The 17,315-nt window shown below is 63.6% G+C and carries 14 protein-coding genes; 6 read left to right on the forward strand and 8 right to left on the reverse strand.

What is annotated here, in order from left to right:
* Window positions 1-32: 32 nt before the first annotated feature.
* Window positions 33-863 carry a sulfurtransferase gene (locus ACX80C_RS04015; RefSeq protein ID WP_459324941.1) on the reverse strand — a complete coding sequence of 277 codons (831 nt, stop codon included), beginning with the start codon at window positions 861-863 and terminating at the stop codon, window positions 33-35.
* Window positions 864-1,011: 148 nt separating this feature from the next.
* On the opposite strand from ACX80C_RS04015, the gene ACX80C_RS04020 reads away from it, so the two are divergent.
* Entirely contained in the window at window positions 1,012-2,694 is a 1,683-nt protein-coding gene (locus ACX80C_RS04020) for an alkaline phosphatase D family protein (RefSeq protein ID WP_459324942.1), read from the forward strand.
* A gap of 24 nt (window positions 2,695-2,718) precedes the next feature.
* Here the strand turns inward: ACX80C_RS04020 and ACX80C_RS04025 are convergent, their stop codons facing one another.
* Complete coding sequence (locus tag ACX80C_RS04025; RefSeq protein WP_459324943.1) at window positions 2,719-3,381, reverse strand: MBL fold metallo-hydrolase; 663 nt, start codon at window positions 3,379-3,381, stop codon at window positions 2,719-2,721.
* A gap of 97 nt (window positions 3,382-3,478) precedes the next feature.
* Between ACX80C_RS04025 and ACX80C_RS04030 the strand changes: the two genes are divergently transcribed.
* The gene (locus ACX80C_RS04030; protein WP_459324944.1) at window positions 3,479-3,910 is read left to right on the forward strand and encodes a Fur family transcriptional regulator; all 432 of its coding nucleotides are present in this window, start codon (window positions 3,479-3,481) and stop codon (window positions 3,908-3,910) included.
* Window positions 3,911-3,931: 21 nt separating this feature from the next.
* On the opposite strand, the gene ACX80C_RS04035 is transcribed toward ACX80C_RS04030, so the two are convergent.
* The 3 genes from ACX80C_RS04035 to ACX80C_RS04045 are packed head-to-tail and all read right to left on the reverse strand — an operon-like array spanning window position 3,932 to window position 6,689.
* On the reverse strand, window positions 3,932-4,810 hold the full coding sequence (locus ACX80C_RS04035; RefSeq protein WP_459324945.1) for a metal ABC transporter permease: 879 nt from the start codon (window positions 4,808-4,810) through the stop codon (window positions 3,932-3,934).
* Window positions 4,811-4,812: 2 nt separating this feature from the next.
* Window positions 4,813-5,631 carry a metal ABC transporter ATP-binding protein gene (locus ACX80C_RS04040; RefSeq protein ID WP_459324946.1) on the reverse strand — a complete coding sequence of 273 codons (819 nt, stop codon included), beginning with the start codon at window positions 5,629-5,631 and terminating at the stop codon, window positions 4,813-4,815.
* Between the two features lie 44 nt (window positions 5,632-5,675).
* Entirely contained in the window at window positions 5,676-6,689 is a 1,014-nt protein-coding gene (locus ACX80C_RS04045; protein WP_459324947.1) for a metal ABC transporter solute-binding protein, Zn/Mn family, read from the reverse strand.
* Window positions 6,690-6,827: 138 nt separating this feature from the next.
* Between ACX80C_RS04045 and ACX80C_RS04050 the strand changes: the two genes are divergently transcribed.
* Together ACX80C_RS04050 and ACX80C_RS04055 are read left to right on the forward strand one after the other, a co-directional pair.
* Complete coding sequence (locus ACX80C_RS04050; protein WP_459324948.1) at window positions 6,828-7,178, forward strand: hypothetical protein; 351 nt, start codon at window positions 6,828-6,830, stop codon at window positions 7,176-7,178.
* Between the two features lie 48 nt (window positions 7,179-7,226).
* On the forward strand, window positions 7,227-8,015 hold the full coding sequence (locus ACX80C_RS04055) for a nitroreductase family protein (RefSeq protein ID WP_459324949.1): 789 nt from the start codon (window positions 7,227-7,229) through the stop codon (window positions 8,013-8,015).
* Between the two features lie 61 nt (window positions 8,016-8,076).
* Here the strand turns inward: ACX80C_RS04055 and ACX80C_RS04060 are convergent, their stop codons facing one another.
* The 3 genes from ACX80C_RS04060 to guaB1 all read right to left on the reverse strand — a co-directional run bounded on the left by ACX80C_RS04060 (window position 8,077) and on the right by guaB1 (window position 12,381).
* The gene (locus tag ACX80C_RS04060; protein ID WP_459324950.1) at window positions 8,077-9,168 is read right to left on the reverse strand and encodes a hemolysin family protein; all 1,092 of its coding nucleotides are present in this window, start codon (window positions 9,166-9,168) and stop codon (window positions 8,077-8,079) included.
* Complete coding sequence (locus tag ACX80C_RS04065) at window positions 9,165-10,514, reverse strand: hemolysin family protein (RefSeq protein WP_459324951.1); 1,350 nt, start codon at window positions 10,512-10,514, stop codon at window positions 9,165-9,167. The genes ACX80C_RS04060 and ACX80C_RS04065 overlap by 4 nt, the downstream gene beginning before the upstream one ends.
* Before the next feature lie 415 nt (window positions 10,515-10,929).
* A complete protein-coding gene (guaB1, locus tag ACX80C_RS04070; RefSeq protein WP_459324952.1) occupies window positions 10,930-12,381 on the reverse strand; it encodes a GMP reductase in 1,452 nt (483 codons plus the stop codon).
* 269 nt (window positions 12,382-12,650) lie between these two features.
* Here guaB1 and ACX80C_RS04075 point away from each other — a divergent pair, with 269 nt between their 5' ends.
* Entirely contained in the window at window positions 12,651-16,487 is a 3,837-nt protein-coding gene (locus tag ACX80C_RS04075; RefSeq protein ID WP_459324953.1) for a multifunctional oxoglutarate decarboxylase/oxoglutarate dehydrogenase thiamine pyrophosphate-binding subunit/dihydrolipoyllysine-residue succinyltransferase subunit, read from the forward strand.
* 98 nt (window positions 16,488-16,585) lie between these two features.
* Entirely contained in the window at window positions 16,586-17,230 is a 645-nt protein-coding gene (locus tag ACX80C_RS04080; protein WP_459324954.1) for a GDSL-type esterase/lipase family protein, read from the forward strand.
* Window positions 17,231-17,315: the final 85 nt, after the last annotated feature.

Here is a 17,315-nt window from a genome sequence, read left to right on the forward strand (position 1 = left end):
CTCACAACACTCATCGATGCGCTCCGGAGGCCTCAGGGACCGGTGGCGACAGGGAGATCTGCGCGTCCGCACCACTGGGACCAGGACCCGGGAAACAGCGCAGCAGAGAAACCCGCAATATCGAGTGCCGCAATCTCATGCGCGGCCGTGATACCGGAACCGCAGTACACCGCAACCTCGGCGGTGTCGCTCACGCCGAGCGCCGCGAACCTGCTGCGCAATTCCGCGGACGGCAGGAACGTTTTCTGCGGTGTCAGGTTGTCCATGGTCGGAGCGCTGAGGGCACCTGGGATGTGGCCCGCCAACGGGTCAATGGGTTCGGCCTCGCCGCGGAACCGTTCCGACGCGCGCGCATCCAGCAGGACACCGTGCGCCGGGAACCCGGCGACATCGTCCAGCTCCAGGACAGGCATTTTGCCGTGATGCAGCGTCACATCGCCAAGGCAGTGGTGTTCAACGCCCCGCTCGGTTTCGAACCCTGCAGCCTTCCAGCCCGCGAGTCCGCCGTCGAGCAGGTGCACCGTGGTCATGCCTGCGTCGCGCAGCAGCCACCAGAGTCGTGCGGCAGCAAGATTGCCGTTGTCGTCGTAGGCAACCACGACGTCGCCGTCGTTGATGCCCCACTGACGTGCCGCTTCCTCGAGCATTACCGGGTCCGGAAGCGGATGCCTGCCTCCTGCCGCGGTTGGGGTCGAGCAAAGCTGGGATTCCATGTCTACGTAGACGGCCCCGGGAATGTGAGCTGATCGATAATGTTCTTGACCGTGGGGGTCGCCCAACGCCCAGCGAACATCCAGCAGGACAATCTGCTGGCCGGAGGTCATCCGGTTTCGCAGCGCCTGCACGTCCATCAGAGTCTCCATGAAGATCTCCTTATGAATGTGTGACCGGTGACACACCGGTCAGGGTGTGAATCAAGTTCACCACAGGGGAACCGGACACTCCAATCCGCCCTGCAGTACGGACCGGATTGCGGTGGCCCTCCGTCGGCGTACGCGGTACAAAGGGGTAATGACAGCTTCACTGGTGCTCGGCCCGCTGCTCCGGTACGTCGATGAGGATTCGGCCAGCGTCTGGGTGGAAACCAGCGCCGCCTGCCGGGTGGTTCTCCGCGCGCGGGACCGCCACTGGGAAGCCCGGACCTTCGCCGTCCACGGCCACCACTACGCACTCATTGAAGCGTCCGGTCTCGAACCGGGGTCAGCCACTCCCTACAGCGTGGAGGTTGACGGCGAGCGCAGCTGGCCGGAAGCGGGCTCCGCCCTCCCGGACCCGGTCATCCGTACGCTCACGCCTGAGCGCGCCTTGCGCATGGCTTTTGGTTCCTGCCGCACGAGCGTTCCCCACGATGCGGACGGCAATGGCCGCCACGGGATCGATTCGATGCGCGCCTATGCGCTGCACAGGGCCAACAACGACGACGACGGCGACTGGCCGGATCTCGTCGCTTTTCTGGGCGACCAGGTGTATGCCGATGCCACGAGCAGTCAGATGCAGGAGTTCATTCGTGCGCGGCGTTCCCTCGACGAACCGCCAGGGGAAGAACTGAAGGACTACGAGGAGTACGCGCACCTGTACAAGCTCGCCTGGTCCGACGAGGCCAACCGCTGGCTGCTCTCCACCCTGCCGAGCGCAATGATCTTCGACGACCACGACATCCGGGACGACTGGAACGCTTCGACGAACTGGCGCGACGAGATGCACGCGACCTCCTGGTGGCACGGCCGGATCGTGTCCGGCCTGGCGTCCTATTGGGTCTACCAGCACCTCGGCAACCTCTCACCCGCCGCGCGCGCCGAGGATGAACTCTGGAAGCAGGTCTGCGCGCACATCGGGCCGGATGAACTCGATCTGACCGAAGCAATCGACGCCTTCGCCGAACGGGCTGATAAGGAACCGGACAGCTACCGCTGGAGCTACTGCCGCGACATCGGCGATGTGCGGCTGATCACCGTCGACTCCCGGGCCGCCCGCGTCCTCGAATCCGGCAAACGCTCCCTGCTCGATGACAAGGAACTCGCGTGGCTGGATGAACACATGCAGGGCGGCTTCCGGCACCTGGTGATCGCAACTTCGCTGCCATTCCTCCTCCCGCGCGGCCTGCACCACATCGAATCCTGGAATGAGGCGCTGGCCGAGGGCGCCTGGGGCAAGCGGGGTGCGCAGATCGGGGAACGTATCCGCCGCGCCGTGGACCTTGAGCACTGGGGTGCCTTCCAACGCAGCTTCCGCGCCGTCGCCGACTTCGCCGTCGAGGTCGCAGACGGTAAGCGCGGCGCACCCCCGCAGACCGTGATGTTCCTCTCCGGCGACGTCCACTTCTCCTACATCGCCGAGGTGGAACGGGATTCGGGAAGCCGGATCATCCAGGCGGTGTGCTCACCGATCCGTAACCCACTCCCGCGCATCATGCGCTTTATGACGGCCATCATGTCATACGGTGTGGCCAGCCCCGTCGGCTCCCTCGTTGCCCGCTCCGTGCGGGTTCCAAAACCGCCGTTCCGCTGGAAGGGCGTCAGGGGCCCGTGGTTCGACAACAATCTCGCGGGCCTCGAAGACACGGCCGATGGAATGAGGCTCTGGTGGACAACCGGTGTCCTCGACGGCGCCGATGTGGAACGGCCGGGCTTGAAGCAGGTTGCGACCTACACCGTTCAGCCGCGCCTGCGCACCGAATCCGTTAGAACCGACTAGCTTCCAGCCTCCGCCGGCTCCGGATTAGCCGAGCGTGACGCTCTCGCGCGTCTCGAGGTGGCTGAACGCTGTTCCGTAGTGCTTCCCCAACCGCGAGACGTGGCCTTCGACCATGGCCAGCCCGGTCTCGTTGAGCAGCGCATCGTGGATCTGGTGTGCCCGCGGCGCGCGAACCGACGTCACGAAGTCGATCACCTCTGCCGTCTTGGACCACGGCGCGTGAACAGGCACCAGCAGGGTTCCGACGGTCACGCCGTGGGGAACGATGAACGAATCTCCGGGATGATACAGCTCGTCGTTGATGAGGTACCCGATGTTTTTCACGATCGGCAGGTGCGGATGGATGAGGGCGTGCTGTCCGCCGAAAGTGTGCACCTCGAACCCGGCGATGGTGTAGTTCTTCTCGGGCTCGACCGTATGGACGCGCGCGGCGCCGTCGTTATCCAGAATGTCCCTCAGCCGGGCCGCGACTCCCGCCGGAGCGTGGACTTCAAGCCGCGGGTTCGCACGCACGGCAGCGGAAATCCGTTCCTCGTCGAAGTGGTCTGCGTGTTCGTGGGTGATCAGGATGGCGGTGGCGCCTGCAACGGCCTCCTCAACCTCCGAGAAAGTGCCCGGATCGATGACAAGCGCCGAGCCGTCCTGCTCGAGCCGGACACATGCGTGGGTGAACTTGGTCAGCAGCATGGGGCCAGACTATCGCCGTCCGGGCGGGAAGTCTCGGGGGTACGCCGGTGCTACCCTTGACGCGGTTGGGTCGAGCACAGGAGGTGACCAGCCAAGCATGCCAGCGGAAACAGGACAGCCGGTCCGTAAGGGTTCGGAGCAGCGCGTAACGAAGCAACGCCGGGCGGTCAGCGCCACACTCGACGAACTGGACGACTTCGTGAGCACCCAGGAGCTGTACCGGAAGCTGCACGAGCGCGGCGAATCAGTCTCCCTCGCCACCGCCTACCGCATCCTCCAGTCAATGGCCGACGACGGCCTCGTGGACGTGCTGCGCAACGGCGAGGGTGAAGCGGTGTACCGGCGCTGCGCCGTGGAGCACCATCACCACCATTTGCTGTGCCGGAACTGCGGGCGCGCCGTTGAGATCGAGGCTCCCGCCGTTGAACAGTGGGCGGCCCGCGTTGCACGCGAACACGGCTACACAGAAGTGGCGCACACCGTCGAGATCTACGGGCTCTGCCCCGAGTGCACCTCGAGGAAAGCCTAGGAATAAACCGGCTGGAACGTCCTAAGCGTGCTGCGCTGCGCGTGGGGTGACCGATGAACGCCTGGACCGCTGCCACGCGATAAGCCTGCAGACCAGGTAGATCAGGAATGAGATGGTGGTCACGTAGGGGCTGATCGGGATTCGCCCGCCAAGAGCGAGCAGAATTCCGCCCACCACTGAAGTACACGCGAATACCACGCTGAGCAGAACCACGAGGCGCGGCGAGGAAGTCACCTTCAGCGCCGCCGCAGCCGGGGTGATGAGCAGGGCAAGCACCAGCAATGCGCCCACTACCTGAATGGACAGCGCAACGGCAACGCCGAGCAGGAACATGAACACCAACGACAGGCCGCGCACAGGTACACCGCGGGCTTCGGCAAGCTCGGCATCCACGCTCGCGAAGGTCAGCGGCCGCCAGATGGCCGCGAGCGCAACCATAACGACGACGGCGCAGCCGGCCAGCAGGGTCAACTGGACCTGGTCCACGGAAACGATCTGCCCGGTCAATAGTCCGAACTTGTTCGCCGCCCGCCCCTGGTACAGGGCGAGGAACAGGATGCCGAGTCCCAGGCCGAAGGGCATGATGACGCCGATGATCGAGTTGCGGTCCCGGGCACGGATACCCATCAGCCCGAGCAGCAGGGCTGCGATCACGGAGCCCACCAGCGAGCCGAAAACCACGTTGGCACCGATCAGCAGGGCGAACGCGGCTCCGGCGAAGGAAAGCTCTGCGATTCCGTGCACCGCGAACGCCAGGTCGCGCATCATGACGAAGGTGCCGATGAGTCCGCCGAGCAGGCCAAGTACGGCCCCGGCCCAGATGGAATTCTGGACCAGCGGCAACAGTTCGCCGTAGTTGTCGAACGTGAAGATCGCGCGGAATATCTCTTCGAAGCTCACTGCTACCCCACCTCAACGTGGTGGTGGGTGGTGGCGTCCGGGAGCCCCACCACCACAATGCGTCCGTTGTTGCGGATCACGTCCACCCTGCTGTCGTAAAGGTCCGAAAGAACCTCACTGGTCATGACGTCCTCCGGCCTGCCAACGCGGAAACGCCCGCCTGCGAGGTAGAGCACCCGGTCAACGTAGTCGATGATCGGGTTGATCTCGTGGGTGACAAAAACCACCGCCGTGTTGTGCTCACGGCACTGTGCGTTGATGAGCCTGCTGACTGCCTGCTGGTGATGCAGATCAAGGGACAGCAGCGGCTCATCGCACAGGAGGACTTTAGGGTCCGTAGCCAGTGCCTGTGCGGCCCTGAGCCGCTGCTGTTCACCACCGGAGAGCCTTCCGACCGGCGCGTCAGCGTACGACGACGCCCCCACCTTCTCAAGAAGTGCATCGACTGTGCGACGGTACCGGGCACCTCCACGGCGGAGCCCCCAACGGTGTCCGTCTACCCCGAGCCCCACGAGATCGCGCGCCCGAAGCGGAGTCTCCGGCGCAAAGGATTTCTGTTGCGGAATGTACCCGAAGTCGCGGCTCCCACGATGCAGGGGCTGCCCCTGGATGGTCGCTGTACCCGAATCAAGGTCCTGTAGGCCCAACAGCACCTTGAGCAGGCTGGTCTTCCCTGAGCCGTTCGGTCCCAGCACAGCGAGGAACTCGCCGGGATGAAGGTCAAGGTCCAGGTCGTGCCACAGCGTCCGGGAACCGAACGCAAGTGAAGCCGACCGCAGGCTGACCACCGGATGGGCGGCAGCGCCGTCGTCGTCGGCCACCTGGCCTCCTAGGTGCAGGGAATGAGTGTCTGCAGCCAATTCTGTCAGGACTTCAGCGCATCGGCGATGCTGTCGAGATTGGCACTCATCCAGGAGAGATAGTCCCCGCCCTCGGGCAGCGTTTCGGTGAAGTTCACCACCGGAACCGAGGCAGACTCCGCCACGTCCCGGACTGCCTGGGTCTGTGGGCCCTCGGTCTGTTCGTTGTAAGCAAGGAACGCAACCGATCCGCCCTCAACGAGCTCCTGCATCTCGTTCAACGCGGCAACAGGGACATCGGCGCCCTCTTCGATGGCTTCGGTGTAATCGGCGGGCGTGAGGTTCTCAAGGCCCGCGGCCTCCAGGAGGTAAACGGGCACCGGTTCGGTAATCGCAACGGACTTGCCCTCCGCGTCGGCGTGCAGGCTCTCCGCGCGCTCCTGCAGTGCCGTGACTTCGTCGACGAAAGTCGCCGCATTGTCCTCGTAGGTGGCGGCATTGTCCGGATCCAGCGCTGCGAGCTTTTCACCCACAACGCCCGCGAGGTCAGCCATCGCGTCCAGCTTGTACCAGACGTGCTCATTGAAGGAACCGTGGGCGTGCCCGTGGGCGTCCTCGGCGTGCGCTTCTTCCTCGGCGTGCGCTTCCTCTTCAGAGTGTTCGCCCTCTTCGGCGTGCGCTTCTTCTTCGGGTGCAACCCCGGAGATCTCGACGGCACTCACGATGTATTCGTGGTCCATCTCGACGTCATCCGCGAGCAGGTGGAGGAACGGGTCATAACCCCCGCCGTTCTCCACCAACAGGTCCGCCTTTGACACGGCCAGCTTGTCCTGCACCGTCGCCTCATAGGAGTGCGGGTCCTGGCTGAGGCTGTTGACGATCGCGGTGACCTCAACCTCTCCCCCGCCTACAGCCTCGACGATTCCACCGTAGACGTTAGTGGAGGTGACTACCTGGATGGTGCCGTCGTCGGCAGCGTTCGCGGACCCGCTGCCGCCCTGGCCGCAACCGGCGATAGCCAATGGAAGAAGTGCACCGGCGGCAAGCGCCGTCGTCGTACGCGCGGAAATACTGCGCATTGTTTCCCTCGATCTACTCAAGTGTGAGGTAGGAGTGTTGATGAACAGCCTCCAGTCTAAACTAAACGCGAATCATTCGCATTTCTTCGGGAAAAGTACGACGGCGGCGGCCGCCTCTAGCGATGCAAGAATGGTTCAGTGTCCGCAGCGATGACCCTTCCCGAACTGGTATTCGCTCTCGCAGCCGGTGCCTACGCCATCAATGCCGCCTTCGGAGCCTCGGTACGCCTCCGCTGGCTGGACTCAACGCGATTCCGCTGGGTACACCACGGGCTCTACATCACTACTTTCCTGCTCACAGTCGCCGCCGTCAGCTCAGTGCTGTGGAGCAGCAGCCGGGCCGGCTGGTACCTGCTGCCCGCCGTCGTACCGCTCGCCGTGCTTCCGTACGCCGGTTCGGCGCGCAAGTATCCCCGGCGGCACATCGCCGTCGCGCTTAGCGCCCTGCCGTTCTTCATCCTCGGCCTGGCTGTGGCATTCTCGGTCTGACAGCTCACAGCCCGCGGCCCATCGCCGACCGATCCGAAGGACACTGAAGTGGAATTCCTTGATGTTGTGTTCAACCGCAAGACGACGAACGGACCGTTCCTGCCTGACCCGGTGAGGGTGGAACACCAAAAACTCCTGATGCAGGTTGCCGGCGCGGCACCGTCGCAGCTGAACAGCCAGCCGTGGCGGTTCGTGGTGGTGGAGGACCGCAGCACCGTCGAACAGATCGCGGCAATCAGCGGCGAGAGCATGACCCAGGTAATGGCCGAGGGCACGTTCTTTGAGCGCTACAAGCGCTATTTCCGGTTCAGCGAAGCCGAGATGGACGTTCGGCGCGACGGCATGCTGTTTGACCAGCTGCCCGCCCTCCTGCGTCCGTTCACCAGGAAGGTCTTCACGCCTTCCGGGCAAACCCTCATGAACAAGCTTCGCGTTCCCCAGACGCTCGGTGAGGAGAACCGGAAGCTCGTTGCCGGCTCACCGCTGCTGATCGGGGTGATGCTGGACCGTGGGGAATACCGGCCGGGCGAGCTGTCCGGCTTCTATTCGGTATTCAGCATGGGCGCGGCGATGGAAAATCTCTGGCTGACCACCGTCGAACTCGGCATGGGCATCCAGTTCGTCTCCTTCCCCATGGAGGTTCCGGAGAACTGGAAGAGGGTCGAGCAGATTCTCGGCGTCCCGGAGGAGCTCGAACTGATGGCCGTCTACCGCCTCGGTTATCTCCCCGAGAAGCAACGGCGGCCGGCCATCGACTGGTCCAGCGGCCAGCGCAAGCGCCCCTCCCAGTACGTATTCAGGGACACCTGCGCCACACCCCAGGAGGGTTGGGACTGAAGCGGACGACGACGGCGGGGCCACCTTTGGTGCCCCGCCGTTGCCTGTTGCCCTGCGAACCTTAGGCGGACCGGAAGTCAGTGCCCGCCTGGAGCGATTCCCCGGTGCGCCGATATCCCTGACTCTGCGTGGCATCACGGATTTCGCCGATCAGCTGCTCGATGACGTCTTCCAGGAAAAGGACGCCCCGGGCCTGCCCGTCTCCGGTCATCACACGGGCCAGGTGGGACCCTGTGCGCTGCATGATCGCCAGGGCGTCTTCGATTTCGTCGTCGACGCCGAGGTTGGCGAGGGTGCGGACCTTATTCTCCGTGATCGGCCGCGAATACGCCTCCTCCGGCATGGACATGACGTCCTTGAGGTGCATATAGCCGGTGAGGTTGTTGTGCTCATCAATCAGCACGAAGCGTGAGAACCCGGTGCGACCAACCGCCTTCTCGAACTCCTCCGGCGTGGAATCGGTGCTCATCGTGACCAGCTCGTCCAGCGGCACCATGACCGTCCCGGCGGTCTGACCCGAGAATTCAAGGGCACCGCTAATCAACCCCGAATCGTCATCCACCAGCCCATGGCGGGTTGACTCCTGGACGATGGACTGCACTTCCTCGAGGGTGAAGGAAGAGGTGACCTCATCCTTCGGCTCGATGCGCATGGCGCGCAGGATGTGGTTCGCTGTCCAGTTCAGGCTTGAGATCACGGGGTGCACAACCTTCGCCACCATGACCAGCGGAGGCGCAAGGACCAGGGCAGCCTTGTCGGCCACAGATACCGAAATGTTCTTCGGGACCATCTCGCCGAATGTGACGTGAAGGAAGGTCACCAGAGCGAGGGCGATGGCAAACGCGACACCATCGGCGAGCCCACCCGGCAGGCCAGCCGCTTCGAGCGGTACCACGAGGAGGTGATGGATTGCCGGTTCGGCAACCTGCAGGATCAGCAGTGAGCACACCGTGATGCCCAACTGGGCACAGGCAAGCATGAGAGAGACGTGCTCCATCGCCCACAGCGTGGTGCGCGCCCGCTTCGAGCCTTCTTCAGCCAACGGTTCAATCTGACTTCGGCGTGCACTCATCACAGCGAATTCCGCACCCACGAAGAACGCATTGCCGATCAGCAGGATGACCAGCCAGAGAATTCCCACCCAGTCGCTCATCGTGCACCTCCAACGGCCGGAGCGCCGTTCTCGGACTCGTCCGCGTCCTGGGCAACAACCGGAATGAAACTGATGCGATCGATCCGCCGCCCGTCCATCCGTTCCACCTCGAGGATGCCGCCGGTCACCTCAACCCGGTCGCCAACCTCGGCGATGCGGCCGAGAACGGCCATGATGAAGCCGCCGACTGTCTCATAGCCCGCTTCATCCGGCACCGAGAGGTGAGGGATCTGTTCGCTGACCTCGTCCGGACGCATGATGCCCGGAAAGAACCAGTTTCCGGCAGCGCTTTGCAGCACACCGGGCTTGAGCTTGTCGTGCTCGTCGGCGACCTCGCCGACAATCTCCTCGACCAGGTCTTCCAACGTGGCCACCCCTGCCGTCCCGCCGTACTCATCGAGCACGACGGCCAGTTGCAGGTTGGCCTCGCGAAGCTCACTCAGGAGCGAGTCCAGGTGGACTGTCTCGGGCACGCGCAGGACGTCGGTCATGATGGTTCCGGCCGGCAGTTCCGCACGGCGGGACCGCGGTACGGCAACGGCCTTCTTGACATGAACCACGCCGCGGATGTCATCGGGGGAGTCGCCGATGAGCGGAAACCGCGAGTAGCCGGTCTTCCGCGCGAGGTCGACGACGTCCGCTACTGTCTGCTCCGAGTCGATGGTTTCCATTCGAATGCGAGGAGTCATGACGTCCGCGGCGGTGCGCTCGGAGAAGCTGAAGGTCCGGGACAGGAAGTTCGCTGTGCCCTTGTCCAGGGTGCCCATTTCAGCCGAGCGGCGCACCAATGAGGACAGTTCCGACGGCGTACGCGCACCTGATATTTCCTCTTTCGCTTCGAGACCGAACAGGTGCAGCACGCGGTTCGAGAAACCGTTGAGGAGGATGATCGCGGGCTTGAAGATAGCGGTGAAGACAAGTTGCGGCCGCGCGAGTGCGCTGCCGATCTTGAAGGGCAACGCAATCGCCATGTTCTTGGGCACCAGTTCGCCCATGAGCATCGAGAGCAGTGTTGCCAGCACCATCGCGAGGATCAGGGAAATTGACCCCCGGATTCCTTCAGGCACCCCAAGCGCGCCGAGCGGCCCCTCAAGCAGCCGGCCGACTGAAGGTTCCATGACATAACCGGTCAACAGTGTGGTCAGAGTGATGCCCAGCTGGCAGCTGGAAAGCTGTGTGGACAGCGACTTCAAGCAGCGGAGCAGGGGCTCGGCGCGTTTGTCGCCGTCGTCTACGGCTCGCTGAACATAGGTCTGGTCCAGTGCGACCAATGAGAATTCGACGGCAACGAAGAAGCCGGTGCCCAGAATGAGCAGCAGCCCGGCGATGAGAAGGAACCATTCCATCAGCGGCTCACCACCCGGACGGGGATCGTCGGGAGAGGAGCCGAAGAACCGGCGTCAGCCGGTGGGGGTTTCGGAGGTTCCGCAGGTTGGGACGGTTCTCCGGACTGTGAAGGATCGCCAGACTGCGAAGCCGGCGACCCGCACTCGGAAGGTCCTGTGGTGCCGTCCGCATTCGTGTCGCACGAGGAGACTGAAGCATCGGCGGCCGAATGTGCCGGAGCGGGCTGGTGACGATGGGCATGTGTACGGGGTTTGCCGGCACTGGATGGCTGCGCTGCACATCGTGGTGATGCTGCTTCTCGCTGCGTGCGCACCATGGGCCGGCCCCTAGAGGAACTGTCCATAAGACTTCCAGTTTACAACAGCGGCCCCTGCTCCCGTGTTGGTCGGAAGCAGGGGCCGGCTGGGACTATCTTTACCAGCTTTGCGGAAGGGGGCGGCCTTCCTCATAGCCTGCGGCGGACTGGACACCGACAATGGCGCGCTCGCGGAATTCGTCCAGCGAGCGTGCTCCCGCGTAGGTCATTGAACTGCGTACACCCGCCGTGATCATGTCCAGCAGGTCCTCCACACCGGGCCGGGCAGGGTCAAGGAACATGGTCGAGGTGGAGATGCCTTCCTCGAAAAGGCCCTTGCGTGCGCGGGCGAAGACGTCATCCCGCTGGGTTCGGTTCTGCACGGCGCGCGCGGAGGCCATGCCGAAGCTCTCCTTGTACTGGCGTCCCAAGCTGTCCGTCTGGAGGTCTCCAGGGCTCTCATAAGTCCCTGCGAACCAGGAACCGATCATCACCTGGCTGGCGCCGGCGGCAAGCGCGAGCGCGACGTCGCGGGGATAGCGGACCCCGCCGTCGGCCCACACATGTGCGCCCAGCTCCCGGGCAGCCTGCGCGCACTCGTACACGGCGGAAAATTGCGGCCGCCCGACCGCCGTCATCATCCGCGTGGTGCACATGGCACCGGGGCCGACGCCCACCTTGATGATCGATGCTCCGGCCTCCACGAGATCCCGCACACCGTCTGCGCTGACCACGTTTCCTGCCACGATCGGCACGGACGGGTCCAGCGACGCCACAGCCTTGAGCGCGTCCAGCATTTTGCGCTGGTGGCCGTGGGCTGTGTCCACGACAAGCACGTCCACGCCGGCCTCGAGCAATTCCGCGGCCTTGGCCGCGACATCGCCGTTGATTCCCACCGCTGCCGCAACGCGCAGCCGCCCGTTGCCGTCGACAGCCGGTGCGTAGATAGTGGACCGCAGAGCCCCCTTGCGGGTGATCACACCGGCGAGTTGCCCATCACGGGCGACGGCGGCGAGTGAGACGCCGGCGGCGTCGAGTTCCTCAAACGCCTCCTGCAGCGCTACATCCCGATTCTCGGAGAACCGCGCGGCGTCCAGGGTGAGCGGCCTGGTCCGCATGACGGACTCGAGGGAGGCGAAGCGGTCAACGCCGTCGCAATCGGAGGCCCGAACCACACCGACGCAGCGACCTGCTTCATCCACCACCATCACCGCACCGTGGGCACGCTTGTTGATCAGGTGCAGTGCGTCGATAACGGTGTTACCAGGCTCCAGCTTCAGCGGCGTTTCGAAGATGAGGTCCCGCTGCTTGACCCACTGGGTGACCTCGCGGATGACGTGGGTTGGGATGTCCTGCGGCAGTACCGCCAACCCGCCCCGGCGGGCAATGGTCTCCACCATCCGGCGCCCGGTGACTGCCGTCATATTGGCGACCACAAGCGGGATGGTGGTTCCGGTTCCGTCAGCGGTTGCCAGGTCCACGTCGAATCTGGAAATGACTTCTGACGAGGACGGAACGAGGAAAACATCCGAGTAGGTCAGGTCGGTTGAGGGCGTGTTGATGAAACGCACGGCGTGCTCCTGCAGTCGGTTACTCAGGCGAGTCTATGTCCAATCCAGTGCACTCTCTGAATCGCTTACGCCCCACTAAGACGTGACCTGCACAACAGTGCGACAGCGCCTCGTAGTAACCCCGAAGAGATTGGCTTGTTGCCTGAAACTGTCATTAGACTGATGTCCGGGTCAACAGAGTCGGGCGAGTGCGGATGCGTGTGCCGACTTCCGACCGTTTGTAGACCCTTTTGGGCCAAGGGCAACTCATGGAAGAGGGCGTATAACAAGTGCCAGAACAACCCAACCACCGTCTACCGGAAGACTTCGGCGGAAATGAATGGCTTGTGGATGAGCTGTATGAGCAATTCCAACAGGACCGAAACTCGGTAGACAAAAAGTGGTGGAGCCTGTTCGAATCCTTTGAAGCCGGCAACAGCGGCTCAGAGAACGGTCGGCATGCGGCGCCCCGTTCCAACGCAGCACCGGGTGATGAAAGTAAACCGACCACCCGCGAGCTTCCCGTCGTGAAGACCGAGAAGGACGCGCCAAAGGCATCGGGCGAATCCCCCGCTGCGACCCAGCAATCCGGCACTCCCCCGGTACCAAAGGAAGCCGCAGCCGGCAAGGAGAACGGAGCATCGAAGCCCGCGGCGGACGCAAAGCAGCAGGCCAAGGCGGAACCGAAGGCCGAGAAGGCGCCAATCCCCGCCCAGCTTCCCAAGTCAGACCTCAACCCCGAAATGGATGAGGATACGGTTAACATCCTTCGAGGACCGGCGAAGGCAATCGCTACCAACATGGATGCAAGCCTCACAGTGCCGACGGCCACGAGCGTCCGCGCCGTGCCCGCAAAACTGCTCATCGACAACCGTGTGGTGATCAACAACCACCTTGAGCGTGCGCGTGGCGGCAAAGTGTCCTTCACCCACCTCATCGGCTACGCCATCATCCGTGCCCTGGCCCAGTTTCCGTCGCAGAACGTCTACTACGACGTCGTTGACGGCAAACCGGCGGCAGTCCAGCCCGCACACGTGAACTTCGGCCTGGCGATTGACATGCCCAGGCCGGACGGTACGCGCCTTCTGGTCGTCCCGAATATCAAGAAGGCTGAGACACTCAATTTTTCAGAGTTCTGGCATGCCTATGAAGACCTCGTCAAGCGCGCCCGCGCAGGAAAACTGGGAGCCGACGACTACGCCGGAACCACGGTCTCGCTGACCAACCCGGGCGGCATCGGCACCGTCCACTCTGTGCCCAGGCTCTCAAAAGGCCAGGCCTGCATCATCGGCGCAGGCGCACTCGAATACCCGGCTGCGTTCCAGGGCGCCAGCGACAAGACACTGGCCCAGCACGCCATCAGCAAGACCATCACGCTTACCTCCACCTATGACCACCGTGTCATCCAGGGCGCCGGCAGCGGTGAATTCCTTCGTATCGTCCACCAGTTGCTGCTCGGTGCGCAGAACTTCTACGACGAAATCTTCGAAGCCCTGCGCATCCCGTACGAGCCGGTCCGGTGGAGCGCCGACATCCAGGTTGATCCCATGGACGAGATCAACAAGGTCGCGCGCATCCAGCAACTCATCCATGCCTACCGCGTGCGCGGGCACCTCATGGCGGACACCAACCCCCTGGAATACGTCCAGCGGAAGCACGCCGACCTCGACGTCCGCACCCACGGCCTGACCCTCTGGGATCTGGACCGGGAGTGGCCCACCGGTGGCTTCGGCGGCAAGCCCACCCTGAAGTTCCGCACCATCCTCGGCGTACTGCGTGATGCGTACTGCCGGACAACGGGCATTGAGTACATGCACATCCAGGATCCGGAGGAACGCCAATGGTTCCAGGACGAGCTGGAGCATCCCTACTCGAAGCCCAGCCGCGAGGAACAGCTGCGCGTCCTGCACCGCCTCAACGCGGCAGAAGCGTTTGAGACCTTCCTGCAGACCAAGTTCGTTGGCCAGAAACGGTTCTCGCTGGAGGGTGGCGAGTCGCTGATTCCGCTGCTCGACGCAATCATTTCAGACGCCGCAGATGACGGCCTCGATGAGGTCGCTATCGGCATGGCCCACCGCGGCCGCCTGAACGTGCTCACCAACATTGCAGGCAAGACCTATGCCCAGGTATTCCGTGAATTTGAAGGCACACAGGACCCTCGCTCCGTCCAGGGCTCCGGTGACGTCAAGTACCACCTGGGAACCGAGGGCACCTACACCTCGGACAGCGGCAACGAAACAAAGGTCTACCTGGCAGCGAATCCCTCGCACCTGGAGGCAGTGGATTCCGTGCTGGAAGGTATTGTCCGCGCCAAGCAGGACCGCCTCGACCAGGGCGACACCTTCCCGGTTCTTCCCATCCTCGTGCACGGCGACGCCGCGTTCGCGGGCCAGGGTGTGGTCGCGGAAACCCTCAACCTTTCCCAACTCCGTGGATACCGCACAGGCGGAACAATCCACATCATCGTGAACAACCAGGTTGGTTTCACCACTTCTCCCACGTCCTCGCGCTCCTCCGTGTACTCCACGGACGTCGCCAAGATGGTGCAGGCTCCGATCTTCCATGTGAACGGAGATGATCCGGAGGCCGTGGTTCGCGTGGCGCAGCTCGCCTACCAGTTCCGCCAGCGGTTCAACAAGGACGTAGTCATCGACATGGTCTGCTACCGTCGGCGCGGCCACAACGAGGGCGATGATCCTTCGATGACCCAGCCGATGATGTACAACCTCATCGAGGCGAAGCGTTCCGTGCGCAAGCTGTACACCGAGGCCCTGATCGGCCGCGGCGATATCAGCCAGGAAGAGGCGGAGCAGGCGCTGCGCGATTACCAGGAGCGCCTCGAACGCGTCTTCGCGGAGACGCACGCCGCGCAGACCTCCCCCATTCCGGTCGTCACAAAGGACGCTGCGGCGATTTCCGACATCGAACGGCCCATCGCGCAGCAAAGTGACAACGGCGTGGGCGTCCCCGCAAGCACAGCCATCACAGCTGAAACCCTTGCCCATATAGGCAAGGCGCATGTGGACTTCCCTGAGGGATTCACCGTCCACCCGAAGCTGAAAGCGCTGCTGGAGAAGCGGGAACAGATGTCCCGCGAAGGCGGTATCGATTGGGGCTTCGGAGAAGTCGCTGCATTCGGAGCCCTGCTCATGGAGGGTGTGCCGGTCCGCCTGGCCGGACAGGATTCCCGGCGCGGCACCTTCGTGCAGCGGCACGCAGTGTTCCATGACCGCGCCAACGGCGAGGAATGGCTCCCGCTGGGTGACCTTGCCGAGAGCCAGGCCAAGTTCTGGATCTACGATTCCCTTCTGTCCGAGTACGCAGCAATGGGCTTCGAATACGGCTACTCCGTTGAGCGTCCCGATGCACTCGTGATCTGGGAGGCGCAGTTCGGCGACTTCGTCAACGGCGCGCAAACCATCATCGACGAGTTCATCAGCTCCGCCGAGCAGAAGTGGGGGCAGCGCAGCTCGCTGGTGCTGATGCTTCCTCACGGCTACGAGGGCCAGGGACCAGACCACTCATCCGCCCGTATCGAGCGTTTCCTGCAGATGTGTGCAGAGGACAACATGATCGTGGCTAACCCCACCACTGCGGCCTCACATTTCCATCTCCTGCGTCGGCAGGCCTACAGCCGGCCGAGAAAGCCTCTCATCATCTTCACTCCGAAGCAGCTGCTGCGCCTCAAGGCAGCCGCAAGCAGCGTGGAAGATTTCACCCAGGGTGGCTTCAAGACGGTCATCGGCGACACCGCCGGGTTGAATGCACAGGACGTAACGCGCGTTCTGCTCGTTTCCGGCCGGCTCTACTATGATCTGGCCGCGGCCCGCCAGAAAGCGGACGACACCTCGACTGCGATCATCCGGGTGGAGCAGCTGGCACCGCTTCCAGCAGAAGAAATCAAGTCCGCCATCTCCGCCTATCCCAACGCAGACGTGGTGTGGGCACAGGATGAGCCGGCGAACCAGGGTCCCTGGCCGTTCATCGGCCTCAACCTTCCGCAGCACCTCGACCGCCCGGTGCAGCTGGTATCGCGCCCCGCATCAGCGTCCACAGCTACAGGTTCCGCGAAACACCACGCCGTGGAGCAGGAGCTGCTGATCAAGAGGGCATTCGACCGCGGGTAGTCGCTGGACGCGTGAACGTAGAATGGGCGGGGTCTGTTGGGACCCTGCCCATTCCCGTTATACGCTGACAGGCGCCGGAGGTCTGTACGGCCCGGCGCATGAAGAAGACGTTCGAAAAGGTACGAGCAAACGCGAGGGGAAAAGTGGAACAGCGCAGAATCAGGCTGGCCGCCGTTGGAGATGAGCTGCTCGCGGGTCTGGGCGATCCTCGTGCGCTCGGCTGGCTGGGCAGGGTTCTCGCCAGGACGTCCGCGGACAACACAGTTGTCGAGGCCTTCAGCCTTGCGGCTCCCCGCGAGGGAACCGAAGCACTTGCTGCCCGCTGGCTGGATGAGTCCGGCAGACGCTTCGCTGAAGACTCCGAGAACCGTCTCGTCATTGCGCTTTCCGACCGTGACCTGGATCTGGAAGTGTCCACGGCACGCAGCCGGCTCAACCTTGCCAACATCCTCGACGGAGCAGCGCAGATGAGCATCAAGGTCTTGGTGGTCGGACCTCCGCCCGGCCTGGATGCCGAACGCAACCGCCGGCTCGCCGATCTCTCGGCAGCCTTTGCCGACGTCACAACCCGCCGCAAGCACGTCTATGTCGATACGTTCACCCCGCTGCAGTCGCACGAGCAGTGGCGTTCCGACCTCGCCGCGAACGGCGGCGCTCCGGGCCAGGCGGGTTATGGCCTGATGGCCTGGCTGGTGCTGCATCGCGGCTGGTTCCAGTGGCTGGAGATTCCGGCACCCGCCTGATCCCGGGCGTTATCCGGATCACCCCTTGCAGGAACGCAAAACGCGATATATCGTGTTTTGCAGGACGCGATATATCGCGACATAC

This window comes from Arthrobacter tecti (assembly GCF_054511355.1).

Excerpts from the sequence above, each read along its gene's own strand:
- ACX80C_RS04015 (WP_459324941.1), bottom strand. The coding sequence starts at position 863 with ATGGAGACTCTGATGGACGTGCAGGCGCTGCGAAACCGGATGACCTCC.
- ACX80C_RS04020 (WP_459324942.1), top strand. The coding sequence starts at position 1,012 with ATGACAGCTTCACTGGTGCTCGGCCCGCTGCTCCGGTACGTCGATGAG.
- ACX80C_RS04025 (WP_459324943.1), bottom strand. The coding sequence starts at position 3,381 with ATGCTGCTGACCAAGTTCACCCACGCATGTGTCCGGCTCGAGCAGGAC.
- ACX80C_RS04030 (WP_459324944.1), top strand. The coding sequence starts at position 3,479 with ATGCCAGCGGAAACAGGACAGCCGGTCCGTAAGGGTTCGGAGCAGCGC.
- ACX80C_RS04045 (WP_459324947.1), bottom strand. The coding sequence starts at position 6,689 with ATGCGCAGTATTTCCGCGCGTACGACGACGGCGCTTGCCGCCGGTGCA.
- ACX80C_RS04060 (WP_459324950.1), bottom strand. The coding sequence starts at position 9,168 with ATGAGCGACTGGGTGGGAATTCTCTGGCTGGTCATCCTGCTGATCGGC.
- ACX80C_RS04065 (WP_459324951.1), bottom strand. The coding sequence starts at position 10,514 with ATGGAATGGTTCCTTCTCATCGCCGGGCTGCTGCTCATTCTGGGCACC.
- ACX80C_RS04080 (WP_459324954.1), top strand. The coding sequence starts at position 16,586 with ATGAAGAAGACGTTCGAAAAGGTACGAGCAAACGCGAGGGGAAAAGTG.